This window comes from Stenotrophomonas sp. NPDC077659, assembly GCF_050268705.1.
GTDB lineage: Bacteria > Pseudomonadota > Gammaproteobacteria > Xanthomonadales > Xanthomonadaceae > Stenotrophomonas.
This window is the reverse complement of the sequence record NZ_JBNNHG010000091.1, coordinates 1-14,809: the sequence shown is the minus strand read 5'-3', so window position 1 is coordinate 14,809 and position 14,809 is coordinate 1. Positions and strand designations below refer to the sequence as shown.

At 68.7% G+C, this 14,809-nt stretch carries 13 protein-coding genes; 7 read left to right on the top strand and 6 right to left on the bottom strand.

What is annotated here, in order from left to right; all coding sequences use genetic code 11:
- Positions 1-57 precede the first annotated feature (57 nt).
- A complete protein-coding gene (locus tag ACQKDV_RS13175; RefSeq protein WP_427784171.1) occupies positions 58-1,116 on the bottom strand; it encodes a CDP-glycerol glycerophosphotransferase family protein in 1,059 nt (352 codons plus the stop codon).
- Here ACQKDV_RS13175 and ACQKDV_RS13170 point away from each other — a divergent pair.
- Positions 1,115-1,921 (top strand): glycosyltransferase family 2 protein, encoded by an 807-nt coding sequence (locus tag ACQKDV_RS13170; protein ID WP_427784168.1) that lies wholly within the window; start codon positions 1,115-1,117, stop codon positions 1,919-1,921. The two genes, ACQKDV_RS13175 and ACQKDV_RS13170, sit on opposite strands and share 2 nt — an antisense overlap.
- A 116-nt stretch (positions 1,922-2,037) precedes the next feature.
- Here ACQKDV_RS13170 and ACQKDV_RS13165 read toward each other — a convergent pair whose 3' ends face one another.
- The 5 genes from ACQKDV_RS13165 to def all read right to left on the bottom strand — a co-directional run bounded on the left by ACQKDV_RS13165 (position 2,038) and on the right by def (position 8,068).
- Positions 2,038-3,342: an O-antigen ligase family protein gene (locus ACQKDV_RS13165; protein WP_427784166.1), complete on the bottom strand. Its 1,305-nt coding sequence runs from the start codon at positions 3,340-3,342 to the stop codon at positions 2,038-2,040.
- Between the two features lie 94 nt (positions 3,343-3,436).
- Positions 3,437-5,152, bottom strand: a complete 1,716-nt coding sequence (locus tag ACQKDV_RS13160) for an ArnT family glycosyltransferase (protein WP_427784163.1) — start codon at positions 5,150-5,152, stop codon at positions 3,437-3,439.
- Between the two features lie 22 nt (positions 5,153-5,174).
- Positions 5,175-6,506 (bottom strand): 16S rRNA (cytosine(967)-C(5))-methyltransferase RsmB, encoded by a 1,332-nt coding sequence (gene rsmB, locus ACQKDV_RS13155; RefSeq protein ID WP_427784162.1) that lies wholly within the window; start codon positions 6,504-6,506, stop codon positions 5,175-5,177.
- A gap of 4 nt (positions 6,507-6,510) precedes the next feature.
- Positions 6,511-7,434 (bottom strand): methionyl-tRNA formyltransferase, encoded by a 924-nt coding sequence (fmt, locus tag ACQKDV_RS13150; RefSeq protein ID WP_427784160.1) that lies wholly within the window; start codon positions 7,432-7,434, stop codon positions 6,511-6,513.
- 121 nt (positions 7,435-7,555) lie between these two features.
- Positions 7,556-8,068, bottom strand: a complete 513-nt coding sequence (gene def, locus ACQKDV_RS13145) for a peptide deformylase (RefSeq protein WP_427784158.1) — start codon at positions 8,066-8,068, stop codon at positions 7,556-7,558.
- Between the two features lie 129 nt (positions 8,069-8,197).
- On the opposite strand from def, the gene ACQKDV_RS13140 reads away from it, so the two are divergent.
- The 6 genes from ACQKDV_RS13140 to topA form a co-directional block, all read left to right on the top strand.
- Positions 8,198-9,325 carry a LysM peptidoglycan-binding domain-containing protein gene (locus ACQKDV_RS13140; RefSeq protein WP_427784157.1) on the top strand — a complete coding sequence of 376 codons (1,128 nt, stop codon included), beginning with the start codon at positions 8,198-8,200 and terminating at the stop codon, positions 9,323-9,325.
- 342 nt (positions 9,326-9,667) lie between these two features.
- Positions 9,668-10,801 (top strand): DNA-processing protein DprA, encoded by a 1,134-nt coding sequence (dprA, locus tag ACQKDV_RS13135; protein ID WP_427784156.1) that lies wholly within the window; start codon positions 9,668-9,670, stop codon positions 10,799-10,801.
- A gap of 43 nt (positions 10,802-10,844) precedes the next feature.
- A complete protein-coding gene (locus tag ACQKDV_RS13130) occupies positions 10,845-11,318 on the top strand; it encodes a DUF494 family protein (protein ID WP_079223647.1) in 474 nt (157 codons plus the stop codon).
- Positions 11,319-11,357: 39 nt separating this feature from the next.
- The gene (locus ACQKDV_RS13125; protein ID WP_427784155.1) at positions 11,358-12,086 is read left to right on the top strand and encodes a GYF domain-containing protein; all 729 of its coding nucleotides are present in this window, start codon (positions 11,358-11,360) and stop codon (positions 12,084-12,086) included.
- A 55-nt stretch (positions 12,087-12,141) separates the two neighbouring features.
- Positions 12,142-13,059 (top strand): RDD family protein, encoded by a 918-nt coding sequence (locus ACQKDV_RS13120; protein WP_427784154.1) that lies wholly within the window; start codon positions 12,142-12,144, stop codon positions 13,057-13,059.
- Positions 13,060-13,273: 214 nt separating this feature from the next.
- Positions 13,274-14,809, top strand: a 1,536-nt coding sequence (topA, locus tag ACQKDV_RS13115; protein ID WP_427784153.1) for a type I DNA topoisomerase, incomplete at its 3' end; no start/stop codon positions are given.

Here is a 14,809-nt window from a genome sequence, read left to right as displayed (position 1 = left end):
GCGCGGGGTTTTCGGGCGCAGGATCAACAGCAGTCGACCAACGGTCGACTCTACCCATCACCGCTGTGAGGGGCCCCAGTAGCCCAGGTCCTTGCGGATCTGCAGATCGCGCATCCAGCTGCCGAACGGCTTGCGGCGCAGCGCGCCCATTTCGCCCGACAGGAAATCCTCGGTGGCGGCGATCACCCGCTCGCTGGATCGCCCGTCGCGGTACGGGTGGATGGCGTCGGCATAGCGCACGATCTCGGCCTGCAGCGCGGCCTCCGGGTGCAGGGCGCGCTGCAGCATCGCCGGCAGCTGGGTGGCGTCGTCGAAGTCGATCATGTGCGGCTTCGGCACGCGGTTACGGAAGGTCACCACCGGTTTGTGCTGGACGATGAACTCCGAAACGATCGAAGACGTGTCCGAGACCAGCACATCGGCCGCGCGCTGCGCCGCCATCACCTGCTCCGGTTCGATGAAGCGCGCATTGGCGCCGGCCAGCGCGCGGTAGCGCTCGAACAGATCCGGCGGGCACTTCGGGTGCAGGGTCAGCAGCCAGTAGCGGTCGCCGGTGGCGATGTCGGCAGCGATCGGCGCCAGCAGGTGCGGTGCGGCGCTCAACCGCTCGGTGAAGGTCGAGCCGAACAGGATGACCGGACGACCGGCGGCCGGCGTGCGCAGCGCAGCACTCTCACCGCCATCGTCGCGGAACAGCGGGTCAAGCTTCGGCCAGCCGGTTTCGGCCACCGCGAAGTGGCCCTGCTGCCCGGCGATCTGCCGGAACGGTGTGGTGGTGGCCGGCCCCTGCGTGCAGTACAGGTCGAACATGCCGCGCACCCGGAAATGGCCGCGTGCACTGTCCCGCTTCTCCACGTTGAAGCCATGGAACAGCTGCACCTTGGCCCCGGAAAGGAAGGTCGGCACCCAGTTGGCGGCGCTGAATACCGCGCGCGGGCGCATCGCCAGGGCCTGCTTCAGTCCGATGTTGGGCACACCAGGCAGGCTGCTGCCAGCCGCGCCGCCCTCGAACCATGCGGCCACCTCCTGCCCGGACGCGTGCAAGGCCTGCGCCAACGGGGCGAGAATAGGCAGCGCATAGCGCTCCGTCGCAAACAACAGGTACCCGGCCATCATGTCCTCCACGACCGCTCCCATCGAACGGCTTCGCATCTCGGCGTGCATTATCGCGTTCAACGAGGCCGGGCGCATCGGCGACTGTCTGGCCTCGCTGGCCTTCTGCGATGAGATCGTGGTGGTGGACTCGCTGTCCACCGATGCCACGGTAGCCATTGCCGAGGCGGCCGGTGCGCGCGTGCTGCAGCGCCCGTTCGAGGGCTTCCGCAGCCAGAAGGCGTTCTGCGTCGAACAGGCCAGCCACGACTGGGTGCTGTGCCTGGACGCCGACGAGCGCATCAGCCCCGAGCTGCGCGCGGCCATCGAGCAGGTGCGCGACGGCGGCTTTGCCGGCCACGCTGGCTACCGTTTCGCGCGCCTGTCGGAGTACTTCGGCAGGTTCCTGCGCCACGGCAATGCCTATCCGGACCGGGTGATGCGGCTGTTCGACCGGCGCCAGGGCGGCTGGCGCGGCAAGCGCGAGATCCACGAAGCCGCCAGCGTCGACGGCAGCGTCGGCACCCTGCGCGGTGACCTCATCCACTACCCCTACCGCTCCCTGCAGCAGCAGTTGGCCAAGACCGAAAAGTACGCGCGGATGATGGCCGAGCACGAATTCGCACGCGGCAAGCGCGCCACCCTGGGCAAGCTGGTGCTGGCCCCGGCTTGGCGGTTCTGGCGTGGCTTCGTGTTCCGGGGGGGGTTCCGCGATGGCTGGCACGGCCTGGTATATGCCTACGTCCGCGCCAATTATGTGCGGCAGAAGACCATCATGCTGTGGATGCTGGGCAACGGCCAGGCCGTGGCCGACCCGCGCGAGGAATGATCCGGCATCTGTGCCGACCAACGGTCGGCCCCACCGGTAACTCTGGGCCATGCGGCATCTGTACCGACCAACAGGGAACCCACCGGTAGCGCCGGGCCATGCCCGGCGGCCGCGTGTCAGGCTGCGGCTCGCTGCCGCGCGCCTTCCAGCAGCGACAGCCCGGTGAGCAGGGCGACGATGGTGACGTAGAAGCTGGCCGTCATCTGGTGGGCGAACATCGACTGGGTCAGCCCACACAGCACATAGGCGATGACGATCATCACCCCGGCCGCCGCTGGCCCACGGAACGTCACCCGCCCGCTGCGCCGGTGCAGGTAGACGAACACCCACAGCGGCACGCCATACACGGCAATCAGCATCAGCAGGCCCGGAAGGCCCTGGGTGGCCGCCCATTCGGCCACATCGTTGTGCGCATGGCCCAAGTGGCAGCGCTGTTCTTCCGGGTCCGCACGGCAGACCGGCACGCGCTTCATGGCGCTGTCGAAGTGGCCTATGCCCACCCCGGTCAACGGATGCTCGAGGAAGGTCTGCCAGGCCACCTGCATGCGCTCCACGCGCGCACCGGCGGAGGAATCGACGTCACCCTTTTCCAGCTTCTGCACATCACTGTGCAGCTCGGTCAGGCGTACCTGGTGGCGCAGTTCGGGCACTGACATCAGCAGCGTGGCACCGATGGCCAGCATGCCGGCCAGCACCGACAGGCGTGCCACGCCGGTACGCCAGCGCAGGCTGAGCGCCATTGCCACCAGCAGTGCCAGCAGCGCGGCGAACACGCCACGGCTGCCGGTCAGCACGATGGTGCCGCAGCCGGCCGCCATGCCCAGGATCACCAGCGACCAGCGCCGCGATGGACGGCAGAACACCAGCAGCACCATCAGCATGACCACGATGTCGGCCAGCACGATGGCGTTGGTACTCAGCTCGGCACGCGGCGCGCCCTGCAGTACCTGCACCAGCGACAGTACGAAGGTGGCCAGCAGTCCGGCCAGCGCGCCGCGCCAGAGCCAGCGCAGGTCCGGCCGCAGCGCACAGACCCAGAGCGCGATCCATGGCAAGACCAGGAACCGCGAACGGTTGTCGACGTCGCGCAGCCCCTGCTCGAACAGCACCACCGAGAGCAGGCCCAGCGCCACCGCCGCCAGCATCAGCCAGGTCAGCGCGCGCACGGGTGTGCCGCCCATGCCACGCGCGCGCCACAGCAGCTCCGGCGCCAGCAGCGTGCTGGCCAGCAGAGTCAGTGCATACGGCAACAGGTTGATCGGTACGGTCAGCACCAGCGCGGGCATGCAGAACAGGCCGATCTGCGCGATCCAATGCGCGGCGCCGTGGCGACCGCCTGTGGGAACGGGCAGCGGGTCGGCGCGGCGGGGGCTCAGGTTGTCCGGTAAAGCTGGCACGTCGGGAGTGATCGCTGGGGTCATGCGGAAGAAAACGGCAGCCCGTGTCGGCACCGCCCGCCTGATGTTTTACTGCCTTTGTCCACGCTTGGGCAGTCTGGACAACCCAGCGGCCACGTTATTCCTCATTCCGCTGCAACCGCCGTTCACGTTTCAGTTCGGCGGCGCTGGGCACGCAGGGGCCATGCACCGCCGCCGCCGGTACCAGCCACCAACGGCGCCGGTTGGCGATACCGGCCAGCACCGCCGCGTTGCGGTCCACGCAGCCCAGCAGCACATCCTCCTGGACCAGCAGCCAGCGCCGTTGCGGTGCCAGCCGCTGCCACTGCACTCCGGCCTGCAGCTGTTCATGCCACGGCACGTTGAAGCCGAACGTCGCCGCCGGGCGGTCGGCCATCAGCAGGTTCTGCTCCTTCCAGGCGACCAGGCCCAGTTCGGCGTCGGCACCGATGCGTACGCCGACCGAGCGCATCAGGCCCCTGGCCGAGCTGGAATCGTTCAGCACCGGGTAGCCCACCAGGCTGTAAAGCACCCACACCACGGTCAGCATCGACACCAGCGCAAGGTGGCGTCGCGCCGGCCCGGACAGCAGGAGGCCGGTCACGCCCGCCGCGCCCATGGCCAGGGCGGCCCAGGCCATGGCATCCATCCCAGCCGGGGCCAACCCGCGCTCGAGCAACAGCCGCGCCTCGAAACCCGGCGTCCCCAACAGGGACGATGCGCCGGCCACCAGCATGCCCAGCGCCAGCAGCAGGGTGAAGCCGCCCAGCACGCGCTGCACGTCGCGCCGGCGCAGCAGGCCCGGTACCAGCGGTGCCAACGCCAGGCAGAACATCGGCAGCGCCGGCAGGATGTAGACATCACGCTTGCCATGCGGGAAGGAAAAGAACAGCACGATCAACAGCCACCAGACCAGCGGCAGCAGGTAGCGCGGGTCACGCCGCCGCAGGCGCCGCCGCCACGCCGGGATCGCCCACGGCAGGGCCAGGAATGCCGGCACCCACATCGACGGCATCGTGGCCAGGAAGTACCACCAGGGCTGGTGGTGGTCCCAGGACTGCGTATAGCGCTTGGCCGTCTGCCGGAACAGGATGTCATCCAGGTAAGCCTGGTACTCGCCCGACCTCGTCGCCAACGCGGTCATCACCATCGGCACCAGCCACAGCGCGACCGCCAGCGCGAAGGCCAGCGGCGCAAGCCAGAAACGCAGATCGCGCGCATGCAGGCGCACCCGCGGCCAGTGCAGCGCCGAAGCGATGGCCGCCGGCAGGATCATCAGCAGTGCCAGCATCCCCACGCCCTTGGTGATGACGCCGATGCCGGCAAAGAACCAGCCGGCCCACCACCAGCGCCAGGCTGGCCCCAGCAGCAGGTGGCGCAGCAGGCCGTAGTTGGCCAGGGTGATGAACAGCACCAGCAGCGGATCGATCTGCGCCTTCTTGGCCTGGAAGGTGAACTGCAGCGCGAACAGCAGCGCCCAGCCGGCGTACAGCCCGACCCGGCGCATCCACAGCCGCCTGCCCAGATCGACCACGCACCACAGGGTGCCCAGCGCCGCGATCAGCGAGGGCAGCAGGAAAGCCACCCGCCAATTGCCGATCACGCTGTACAGCGTGGCCTGCCACCACATGAGCATCGGCGGCTTGTCCGAATACAGCTCCAGCCCACGATGCGGAAACAACCACTGGCCGCTGTCCACCATCTGCCTGGCGACCAGAGCGAAGCGCGGTTCGTCCGACGGCCAGGGGTCGCGCAATCCGAGCCCCGCGCCCAGCACCAGCAGGGCCATCACTATGAACAACCACGTCTCGCGTGACGCGCGGGTTTTCAGCATGGGAACTCGGACGGCGACGGGGTCAGGCTGTTTTTAGCAGACGCGCGTAGAAGAATCCGTCAGCATCGTCTTCACCGGGCAGGCGCTGGCGGGCGATGCCTTCGCAGTCCAGGCCGAATGCGTCACCCAGCGCCAACGCACTGGCATCCGGGTGCCACTTCAGGAAGGCCCGCACCTGGTCCACGTTCTCGGCGCGCAGGATCGAGCAGGTGGCATACAGCAGCACGCCGCCCGGGCGCAGCATCGACCAGCAGGCCTCCAGCAGGCGCGCCTGCACGCCCACCAGGGCCTCGATGTCCTCGGCACGGCGGTGGAACATCACGTCCGGCTGGCGGCGGATGACGCCCGTGGCCGAGCACGGTGCATCCAGCAGGATGGCGTCGAACGGGGTGCCGTCCCACCAGGACGCGGTGTCGCTGGCGTCGGCGACCTGGGTCTGCACGTGATCGCCCACGCCGGTGCGTGCGTAAGTGTCCTTGGCCCGCGCCAGGCGCCGCGCATCGATGTCCAGCGCCAGCAGGCGCAGGCTCGGGTCACGTTCCAGCAGGTGTGCCGACTTGCCGCCCGGCGCGGCGCAGGCATCGAGCACCCGCGCGCGCGCCGGCGGTGCCAGCGCATCGGCGGCGCACTGCGCCGACAGGTCCTGCACCGACAGCGCGCCCTCGGCAAAGCCCGGCAGCTGGTTGACCGGGCTGGCCTCGACCAGGCGCAGCGCATCGGCACTGAGCGGGCTGGCTTCGGCGCCGATGCCGGCCTCTGCCAGCGCGGCCAGCGCCTTGTCGCGGCCGCCGTGCTGGCGGTTGGCACGCAGCCATAAGGGGGCCGGCTGCAGGCTGGCGCTGAAGATGGCCTCGGCCTGCTGCGGCCAATCGCGCTCGATCGCCTCGGCCAGCCAGGCCGGGAACGCGTCGCGGGCGGGTTGTTCAGGGAAGCCCTCGCGCTGCGCACGGCGCAGGATGGCGTTGACCAGCCCTGCCTGGCGCTCACGGCCGAGTGCACGCGCCGCGTCGACGGTGGCCGACAAGGCTGCATGGGCAGGCAGTTCCAGCACGTCCAGCTGGGCGAAACCCACCATCAGCAGGGTGCGCAGATCCGCATCGCGCGCCGACAGCGGCTTCTGCATCCACGCCTGCAGCGCGGCGTCATAGGTGCTGCGGCGGCGCAGGACCGCGAAGCACAACGCTTCCAGCAGCGCGCGATCGCGGGTATCGGCCAGCTTGGGCAGGGCCCAGGCCAGTTCAGCCTTCAGCGAACGGCCACGGGTGAACACCTGTGCCAGCACGCGCGCGGCCAGCATGCGGGTGGCCGCACCCGGTGCCGCCTTGGCGATGGAAAAATCGTTCTGTTTCGACACCGGCTTACGCTCCCACGCGCAGGTCGCGACGGGCATTGAGGTAGTCGGCGGCGGTGATCGCCTTGCCGCCCTCACGCTGCAGCACGCGCAGGCGCAGGGCACCCTGGCCGCACGCGATGTCGATGCCTTCGCGGCCGGCGGCCAGCACGGTGCCCGGTGCCTGGCCGTGGGCCAGGTCCAGCGCCACGGCGCCATGGATGCGCACGCGCTCGCCGGCCAACTGCGCTTCGGCGATGGGCCACGGGTTGAACGCACGCACGGTGCGCGCCAGTGCCTGCGCATCCTGCGCCCAATCCAGCTTGGCCTCGGCCTTGTCCAGCTTGTGTGCATAGGTCACGCCCTGTTCCGGCTGTGGCCGGGCGATCGGCTTGATGCCCGCGCGCAGCAGGCCCAGGCCGTCGGACAACACCTGCGCGCCCCTTTCGGCCAGCTGGTCGTGCAGGTCGCCACCGGTGGCAGTGGCGGCAATCGGCAGTTCCTGGTGCAGCAGCACCGGGCCGGTATCCAGGCCCGCTTCCATCTGCATCAGGCACACGCCGGTGCTGGCATCGCCGGCCTGGATCGCGCGCTGGATCGGCGCGGCGCCACGCCAGCGCGGCAGCAGCGAGGCATGCACGTTCCAGCAGCCATGGGTGGGGATGTTCAATACCGCCTTGGGCAGTATCAGGCCGTAGGCCACCACCACCATCAGGTCCGGCTGCAGGTCGCGCAGCTGCTGCTGGGCGGCCGGGTCCTTCAGGGTTTCCGGCTGGTAGACGGGAATGCCACGGGCCACCGCCTCCAGCTTGACCGGTGACGGCGCCAGGCCACGGCCACGACCGGCCGGGCGGTCAGGCTGGGTGTAGACGGCCACGACCTCGTGATGGCGTGCGGCCGCGCGCAGCGACGACACCGCGAATTCCGGCGTACCGGCAAAGACAATCCTCATGGCTACCCCACTTGCAGGATGGATGCGTGCAGAAAGAACAACGGCGCCGTCGGCCGGCGCCGTGCAGCCCGCACGGGACGCGCAGGCAGGGGCCACCGCGGAGGGCGGCCCGCGATGGCGGTCAGGCCACGTGCTTGCGCTGCTTGGCCAGCTTCTTGCGGACCATTTCGCGCTTCAGCGGCGACAGGTAATCGATGAACAGCTTGCCGTCCAGGTGGTCCATCTCATGCTGCACGCACACGGCCAGCAGGCCGTCCGTGCTCAACTCCTGCGGCTGCCCCTGGCGGTCCAGGAACTTCACGGTGATGGTATCGGCGCGGGTGACGTCGGCGAAGATGCCGGGCACCGACAGGCAGCCTTCCTGATACACCTGCCCCCCGTCCTTGGCGACGATCTCCGGGTTGATGAACACCCGCGGCTCGTTCTTCTCTTCGCTCACGTCGATGACCATGAAGCGCTTGTGCACGTCCACCTGGCTGGCGGCCAGGCCGATGCCGGGCGCGTCGTACATGGTCTGGAACATGTCATCGATGAGGGTCTGGAAGGCCGGGGTGGTGACCTCGGCAGCGTCGATCAACGCAGCCTTGGTACGCAGGCGCGGATCGGGGAACTCGAGAATGGGGAGCAGAGCCATGGCTGTTTCCGGGTTGAGGGCCGGGGATACGCCGGCATACGTCCCAGATTCTATCTGCAACGCTTGCCTTGCGCCCCGGTTTCTGGACTATAGTGCGCGAACCTGTTGGGGAATCAGGGCTTCACACCTATGTTGCTTCGTTTTCGTACGGTCGTCGCCGCGGCGATGCTGACCGTGGCTGCCTATGCTACCGCCGTTGAAGTGAATGGCGGGCACCCGGACACCTATGTGGTCCGCAAAGGGGACACGCTGTGGGACATCGCAGGCCGTTTCCTGCAGAAGCCCTGGCTGTGGCCGGAGATCTGGCAGGCCAATCCGCAGATCGCCAACCCGCATCTCATCTACCCGGGTGACGTGCTCAGCCTGGCCTACCTGGACCGCGTGACGGCCCAGCCCGGCCCGCGCACGGAAGCCCCGGTCACCGGCGTGCCGCTTGCCGAGGTCGAACCCTTCCTGAAGCAGCTGAGCGTGGTCGACAGCATCGACCAGCTGCCCTACGTGGCTGGCCTAGAAGACAACCGTCTGCGCGCCACCAGCGGCCAGACCGTGTATGTCCGCCTGGCCGATGCCCAGGTCGGCCAGCGCTGGGCCGTGGTCCGCCCGACCGTGCGCTACGCCCAGCCCAAGCCCACCGAGGACCTGACCGCCAACGGCGATGTCACCCCGGGCAGCGGCAACCTGTGGAAGGCCTACAACGCACCCAACCACCGCCGCGGCGTGCTGGGCTATGAACTGGCCCAGGTCGGCCTGGGCACCATCACCCAGGTGGCTGGCGGCAGGACGGAAGCCTCCACCCTGGTGCTGGACGCCAACACCAACGGCCGCGAAGTGCGCGCCGGTGACCGCCTGGTACCGGTGGAAGCCCAGCCGTACGACCTGCAGTTTTTCCCGCATGTGCCGACGGCCAGCCTCGAAGGCCTGGACGTACGCGTGCTGGCCGTGGCCGACATGTTCAATGCCGGTGGCCCGCGTGACGTTATCGCCATCTCCGCCGGCCGCAGCCAGGGCGTGGACAACGGCACGGTCTTCTCGCTGTGGCGCCAAGGCAGCCATGTTGCCCACCGCATGAAGTACCCGAACTCCTCGCGCATGGACGATTCGCCGTCCACCGGTGCGGGCCGGGTCAGCCTGCCGGACGAGTATGCCGCCCATGCGATGGTGTTCCGCACCTTCGACAACGTCAGCTACGCGCTGGTGATGCAGGGCGTGAAACCGGTGAAGGTGGGCTACAGCGCTCAGCACCCGGACGCGAAGTAGAGTCGACCGTTGGTCGACTGCTACGCGAAGGCGCCCCAGGGCGCCTTCGTCGTTTGTGGCCCGGACCACGCGAAAACCCCGCCCCAGCCGCCCCGGTAGAGTCGACCGTTGGTCGACTGCTCTCCGATCAGCCTGCGAAAACACCGCGCTGCGCGCGATAGTCGACTGACAGTCGACTCTACCCGCCCCCAGCCACCCCGGTAAAGTCGACCGTTGGTCGACTGCTCTTCGCGCGGCAGTCGACCAACGGTCGACTCTACCCCGACTGCAGCGGATTCCCCTGACAACACCATGCGAACGCGCCCTAGGGCGCGTTCGTCGCCTGTGTCGGATAGTCGGCCGATGCCCTGTTCAGATCACTCTGCCGAAGCCCTCGCCCGCCTGGTCCTGGCCGGCGGGCCACTGGCGCCACGCCGCGCCCTGCTGCTCGCCAGCGGCGATGCCTCCGCCGCCCTCGCCCTGGGGGTGCCCGGCTGGCGTGCCCACGGCTGTTCCGCCGAACAATGCGCGGCCCTGCAGCAGCCCGACCCGGCCGCACTGGCCGCCACCCTGCGCTGGCTGCAACACCCCGGTCAGCAGCTGCTCGGCTGCACCGACCCGGCCTTCCCGCCGCTGCTGCAGGACATCCCGCAGCCGCCGCTGGCCCTGTTCGTGGCCGGCGATGCCAGCCTGGCCTGGCACCCTGCGGTGGCCGTGGTCGGCAGCCGCTCGCCCACGCCAACCGGGCGCGCGCTGGCGGCGCGCTTTGCCGGCTGCTTCGTCGAGGCCGGTCTGGCGGTCACCAGCGGCCTAGCCGCCGGCATCGATGCCGCTGCCCATACCGCAGCGCTGGACGCGGGCGGGCACACGGTGGCCGTCATCGGCACCGGCCCGGACCAGGCCTATCCGCCCGGCAATGCCCGCCTGCAGACCCGCATTGCCAGCGAGGGCACGCTGCTCAGCGAGTACCCGCCGGGTACCCCGGCGCGGCCCGGGCAGTTCCCCGCACGCAACCGACTCGTAGCCGGGCTCGCCCTGGCCACGGTGGTGATCGAAGCGGCCCACCGCTCCGGCGCGCTGATCACCGCCCGCCTGGCGGCCGAGGCCGGCCGCGAGGTCGGTGCCGTGCCCGGCTCGGTGCTGAACCCGCGGGCCGCCGGCTGCCACCGCCTGATCCGTGAAGGCGTGGCCCTGGTCGAGCGCCCCGAAGACATGCTCGAACTGCTGGCCCCTGCCCTGCGCCAGCAACTGCCCGGCTTGCAAAGCCGGCTGGCCGCCCCCACTGAACAGGCTTCCCTTGCAGCCCTGCCGGACCGGTGGGCGAACGACCCTGACTACCAGCGCTTGTGGCGGGCGCTGGACCACAACCCAAGCAGTATGGATTCATTGATCGCGCGTTGTGGATTGACGGCGCCTGAGGTGTCATCCATGCTGCTGGCCATGGAACTGGCGGGAATCGTGGTGTGCGTACACGGCCGCTACTGTCGAACTCCCTAGTTTCTTCACCTCCACAGCGTCGCGCGACGCAGGCCGAGGGGCAATGAAAGAGAGCATCCTGGACGTATTGCTGTACCTGTTTGAACACTATTTCAGCGAAGATGCGGACCTGATCCGTGACCGCGACTCGCTGCAGAATGGCCTGATCCAGGCCGGTTTCAGCCCCACCGAGATCAACAAGGCGTTCGACTGGCTCGACGCGCTGGCCGCACAACGGCCGAGCGTGGCGCAGGCCCGGGTCGACGGTCCCGTGCGCGTTTTCCACGGCCCCGAGCTGGACAAGCTGGACGTGGAATGCCGCGGCTTCCTGCTGTACCTGGAACAGCACGGCATCCTCGATGCCGACCAGCGCGAGCTGGTGCTGGACCGTGCCATGGCCCTGGACCAGGACGAACTGGATCTGGACGACCTGAAGTGGGTCGTGCTGATGGTGCTGTTCAACCAGCCGGGCGCCGAGGCGGCCTATGCCTGGATGGAAACGCAGATGTTCATGGACGAGCCAGAACCCCTGCACTGACCTTACACTTGGGGACCGTGCGCATTCAGGAGCGTTCCCGTGAGTGAGTGGTTCCATGCCCAAGGCAACCGCCAGCAAGGCCCGTTGCCGGCGGAACAGTTGATCGCGCTTTTCCGCAGCAACGAGATCACCCTCGACACCCTGGTCTGGCGTGACGGGCTGCCGCAGTGGCAGCCCCTGCGCAGCGTGGTCGACGAACTGGGCCTGATCGTGCCGGCCGTGGACGCCGCGGCCGGTGCTCCACCGCCGCCGGTGGCACCGCAGCCGCCGGTGCTGCCGCCTGGAACCCCGTACACCGCCGCCAGCACCCACCTGCCGCCCCCGAAAAAGGGCCTGTCCGGCTGCGCGCTGACGGCCATCATCGGCGGCGTCGCCCTGCTCGTGCTGGTGCCGATCGTGGCCATTCTGGCCGCCATCGCCCTGCCCGCCTACAACGATTACACCCTCAAGGCGAAGGTCGCCGGGGCGATCACGGCCCTGCAGCCAGTGAAGGAACAGGTACAGCGCTTCGCCGACGACCAGGGCCGCTGCCCGGGCGCCAACGACGCCGGCTTCCCGGAGGCGGGCAGCTTCGCCAGCCAGGGCCTGTCGGCGGTGCACATCGGCCGCTTCAACAACGGCCATTGCGGCATCGAGGCCACCCTGGCCGCGCCCGGCAAGGCGATCGACGGTGATCTGCTCTGGCAGGAATACGACCGTGAAAGCGGCCGCTGGGAATGCACCGGCGAAAGCGACGACAAGTATCTGCCCGTGCAGTGCCGCGGCTGAGCCGCAGGCACCACAGGCCGCATGACTTCCAAGGACGACCCAACAGGGGAACGCAATGACTGAGTGGTATTACGCAGAAGGCCAGCAACGCCAGGGACCGTTCCCGGTCACCGATATCCGCCAGCGCTTCCAGCGCGGGCAACTGACCCTGGACACACTGGTGTGGCGCGAAGGCATGGGCCAGTGGGCGGCGCTGCGCCAGGTGGTGGATGAGCTGGGCCTGCAGACCCTGGCCGAGGCCACCGACAGCAGCGCCTCGGGCGGCTTCGACCTGCGCGGTGACTACGCCGCCATCGACAACGGCACCGCGCCGCTGCCCGGCACCGGTGCGCTGAGCCGCTCCCCCTACAGCGCCCCGGGTGCGGCCAGCAGCGACTACTCGCGTGCGGTCCAGGGCGGTGAAGTGGTCTACGCCGGCTTCTGGAAGCGCGTGGCTGCCTACCTCATCGATTACGTGGTGCTGGTCATTCCCAGCGGACTGCTCGGCGGCGTGCTGGGCGCCGTCGTCGGCGTGGCTGGCAGCGGCGGCACGGGCACCGAGCTGCTCATCCAGGCGGTCAGCGGCCTGGTCGGTCTGCTCATCGGCATGGGCTACTACGGCTGGTTCCACGCCTCGCGCGGCGGTGCCACCCTGGGCAAGATGGCCGTGGGCATCAAGGTCGTGCGCAGCTCCGGCGAACGCATCACCCTGGGCCGCAGCATCGGTCGCTATTTCGCCACCATCCTCAGCAGCATCCTGCTGTGCATCGGTTACCTGATGGCGGCCTTCACCGACCGCAAGCAGGCCCTGCACGACATGATGTGCGACACCGTGGTGGTGGACCGCTGGGCCTTCACCGACCAGCCGCACCTGCAGCGCCGCGAGCTGGGCACGGTCACCATCGTGGTCCTGGCCCTCGGCGGCATCGGTGTATTCGGCCTGTTCGCGCTGCTGATCGGCGTGGTGGCGATGGCCGCCCGCATGGCCGGCTGAGGCAGGCCGCGACGGGGTCCACAGGGCCCCGTCCTCACGCTCCGCCCCTTGACAGGGCCGGTCCGGGCGTGATTCCTCTAATAAGGAAACCTGAACGCCCGGCACATTACCGGGCGTTCAGTTTATGGATTTGCCCGTGGCCGCTTCACTAATGCGGCCGTTTGCTCCACCCTAGCGGCCCCTTCCCCCGGTCCGCCCACAGACCTTTCCCGACATGCCCAAGCACCTGCTCATCGTCGAATCGCCGGCCAAGGCCAAGACGATCAACAAATACCTCGGCAAGGATTACACCGTCCTGGCCTCGTATGGGCATGTGCGCGACCTGATTCCGAAGGAAGGCGCGGTCGACCCGGACAACGGGTTTGCCATGCATTACGACGTCATCGACAAGAACGAGAAGCACGTCGATGCCATCGCCAAGGCCGCCAAGGGCGCCGACGACATCCTGCTGGCGACCGACCCGGATCGCGAGGGTGAGGCGATCAGCTGGCATATCGCCGAAATCCTGAAGGAACGCGGGCTGGTCAAGGACAAGCCGATGCAGCGCGTGGTCTTCACCGAGATCACCCCGCGCGCCATCAAGGAAGCCATCAACCAGCCGCGCGCCATCGCCAGCGACCTGGTGGACGCCCAGCAGGCGCGCCGCGCGCTGGATTACCTGGTCGGGTTCAATCTGTCGCCGGTGCTGTGGCGCAAGGTGCAGCGTGGCCTGTCCGCCGGCCGCGTGCAGAGCCCGGCACTGCGCATGATCGTCGAGCGCGAGGAAGAGATCGAAGCCTTCATTGCCCGCGAATACTGGTCCATCGCCGCCGAATGCGCGCATCCGAGCCAGCATTTCAACGCCAAGCTGATCAAGCTGGACGGGCAGAAGTTCGAGCAGTTCACCGTCACCGACGGCGACACCGCCGAGGCCGCCCGCCTGCGCATCCAGCAGGCCGCGCAGGGCTCGCTGCACGTCACCGACGTGGCCAGCAAGGAGCGCAAGCGTCGCCCGGCGCCGCCGTTCACCACCTCCACCCTGCAGCAGGAAGCCTCGCGCAAGCTGGGCTTCACCACCCGCAAGACCATGCAGGTGGCACAGAAGCTGTATGAAGGCGTGGCCATCGGCGACGAGGGCACCGTCGGCCTGATCTCCTACATGCGTACCGACTCGGTGAACCTGTCGCAGGATGCGCTGGCCGAGATCCGCGATGTGATCGCCCGCGATTACGGCATCGCCTCGCTGCCGGACCAGCCCAACACCTACCAGACCAAGTCGAAGAACGCCCAGGAAGCGCACGAAGCCGTTCGCCCGACCTCGGCCCTGCGTACCCCGGCCCAGGTGGCGCGCTTCCTCACCGACGACGAGCGCCGCCTGTACGAGCTGATCTGGAAGCGTGCGGTGGCCTGCCAGATGATTCCGGCTACCCTCAACACCGTCAGCGTCGACCTGTCGGCCGGCAGCGAACACGTGTTCCGCGCCAGCGGTACCACCGTGGTGGTGCCCGGCTTCCTGGCCGTGTACGAGGAAGGCAAGGACAACAAGAGTGCCGAGGACGAGGACGAAGGCCGCAAGCTGCCGGCGATGAAGCCCGGCGACCGCGTGCCGCTGGAACGCATCCTGGCCGAGCAGCATTTCACCCAGCCGCCGCCGCGCTTCACCGAAGCGGCGCTGGTGAAGGCGCTGGAAGAGTACGGCATCGGCCGTCCCTCGACCTACGCCTCGATCATCCAGACCGGCGCGACAGCAGGTACCTGGCCGCCTCCACGT

Coding starts and splice junctions, on each gene's coding strand:
- dprA (WP_427784156.1), top strand. CDS start 9,668: ATGCCCTGTTCAGATCACTCTGCCGAAGCCCTCGCCCGCCTGGTCCTG.
- fmt (WP_427784160.1), bottom strand. CDS start 7,434: ATGAGGATTGTCTTTGCCGGTACGCCGGAATTCGCGGTGTCGTCGCTG.
- ACQKDV_RS13175 (WP_427784171.1), bottom strand. CDS start 1,116: ATGATGGCCGGGTACCTGTTGTTTGCGACGGAGCGCTATGCGCTGCCT.
- ACQKDV_RS13130 (WP_079223647.1), top strand. CDS start 10,845: ATGAAAGAGAGCATCCTGGACGTATTGCTGTACCTGTTTGAACACTAT.
- ACQKDV_RS13160 (WP_427784163.1), bottom strand. CDS start 5,152: ATGCTGAAAACCCGCGCGTCACGCGAGACGTGGTTGTTCATAGTGATG.
- ACQKDV_RS13140 (WP_427784157.1), top strand. CDS start 8,198: ATGTTGCTTCGTTTTCGTACGGTCGTCGCCGCGGCGATGCTGACCGTG.
- ACQKDV_RS13170 (WP_427784168.1), top strand. CDS start 1,115: ATGTCCTCCACGACCGCTCCCATCGAACGGCTTCGCATCTCGGCGTGC.
- def (WP_427784158.1), bottom strand. CDS start 8,068: ATGGCTCTGCTCCCCATTCTCGAGTTCCCCGATCCGCGCCTGCGTACC.
- ACQKDV_RS13120 (WP_427784154.1), top strand. CDS start 12,142: ATGACTGAGTGGTATTACGCAGAAGGCCAGCAACGCCAGGGACCGTTC.
- ACQKDV_RS13165 (WP_427784166.1), bottom strand. CDS start 3,342: ATGACCCCAGCGATCACTCCCGACGTGCCAGCTTTACCGGACAACCTG.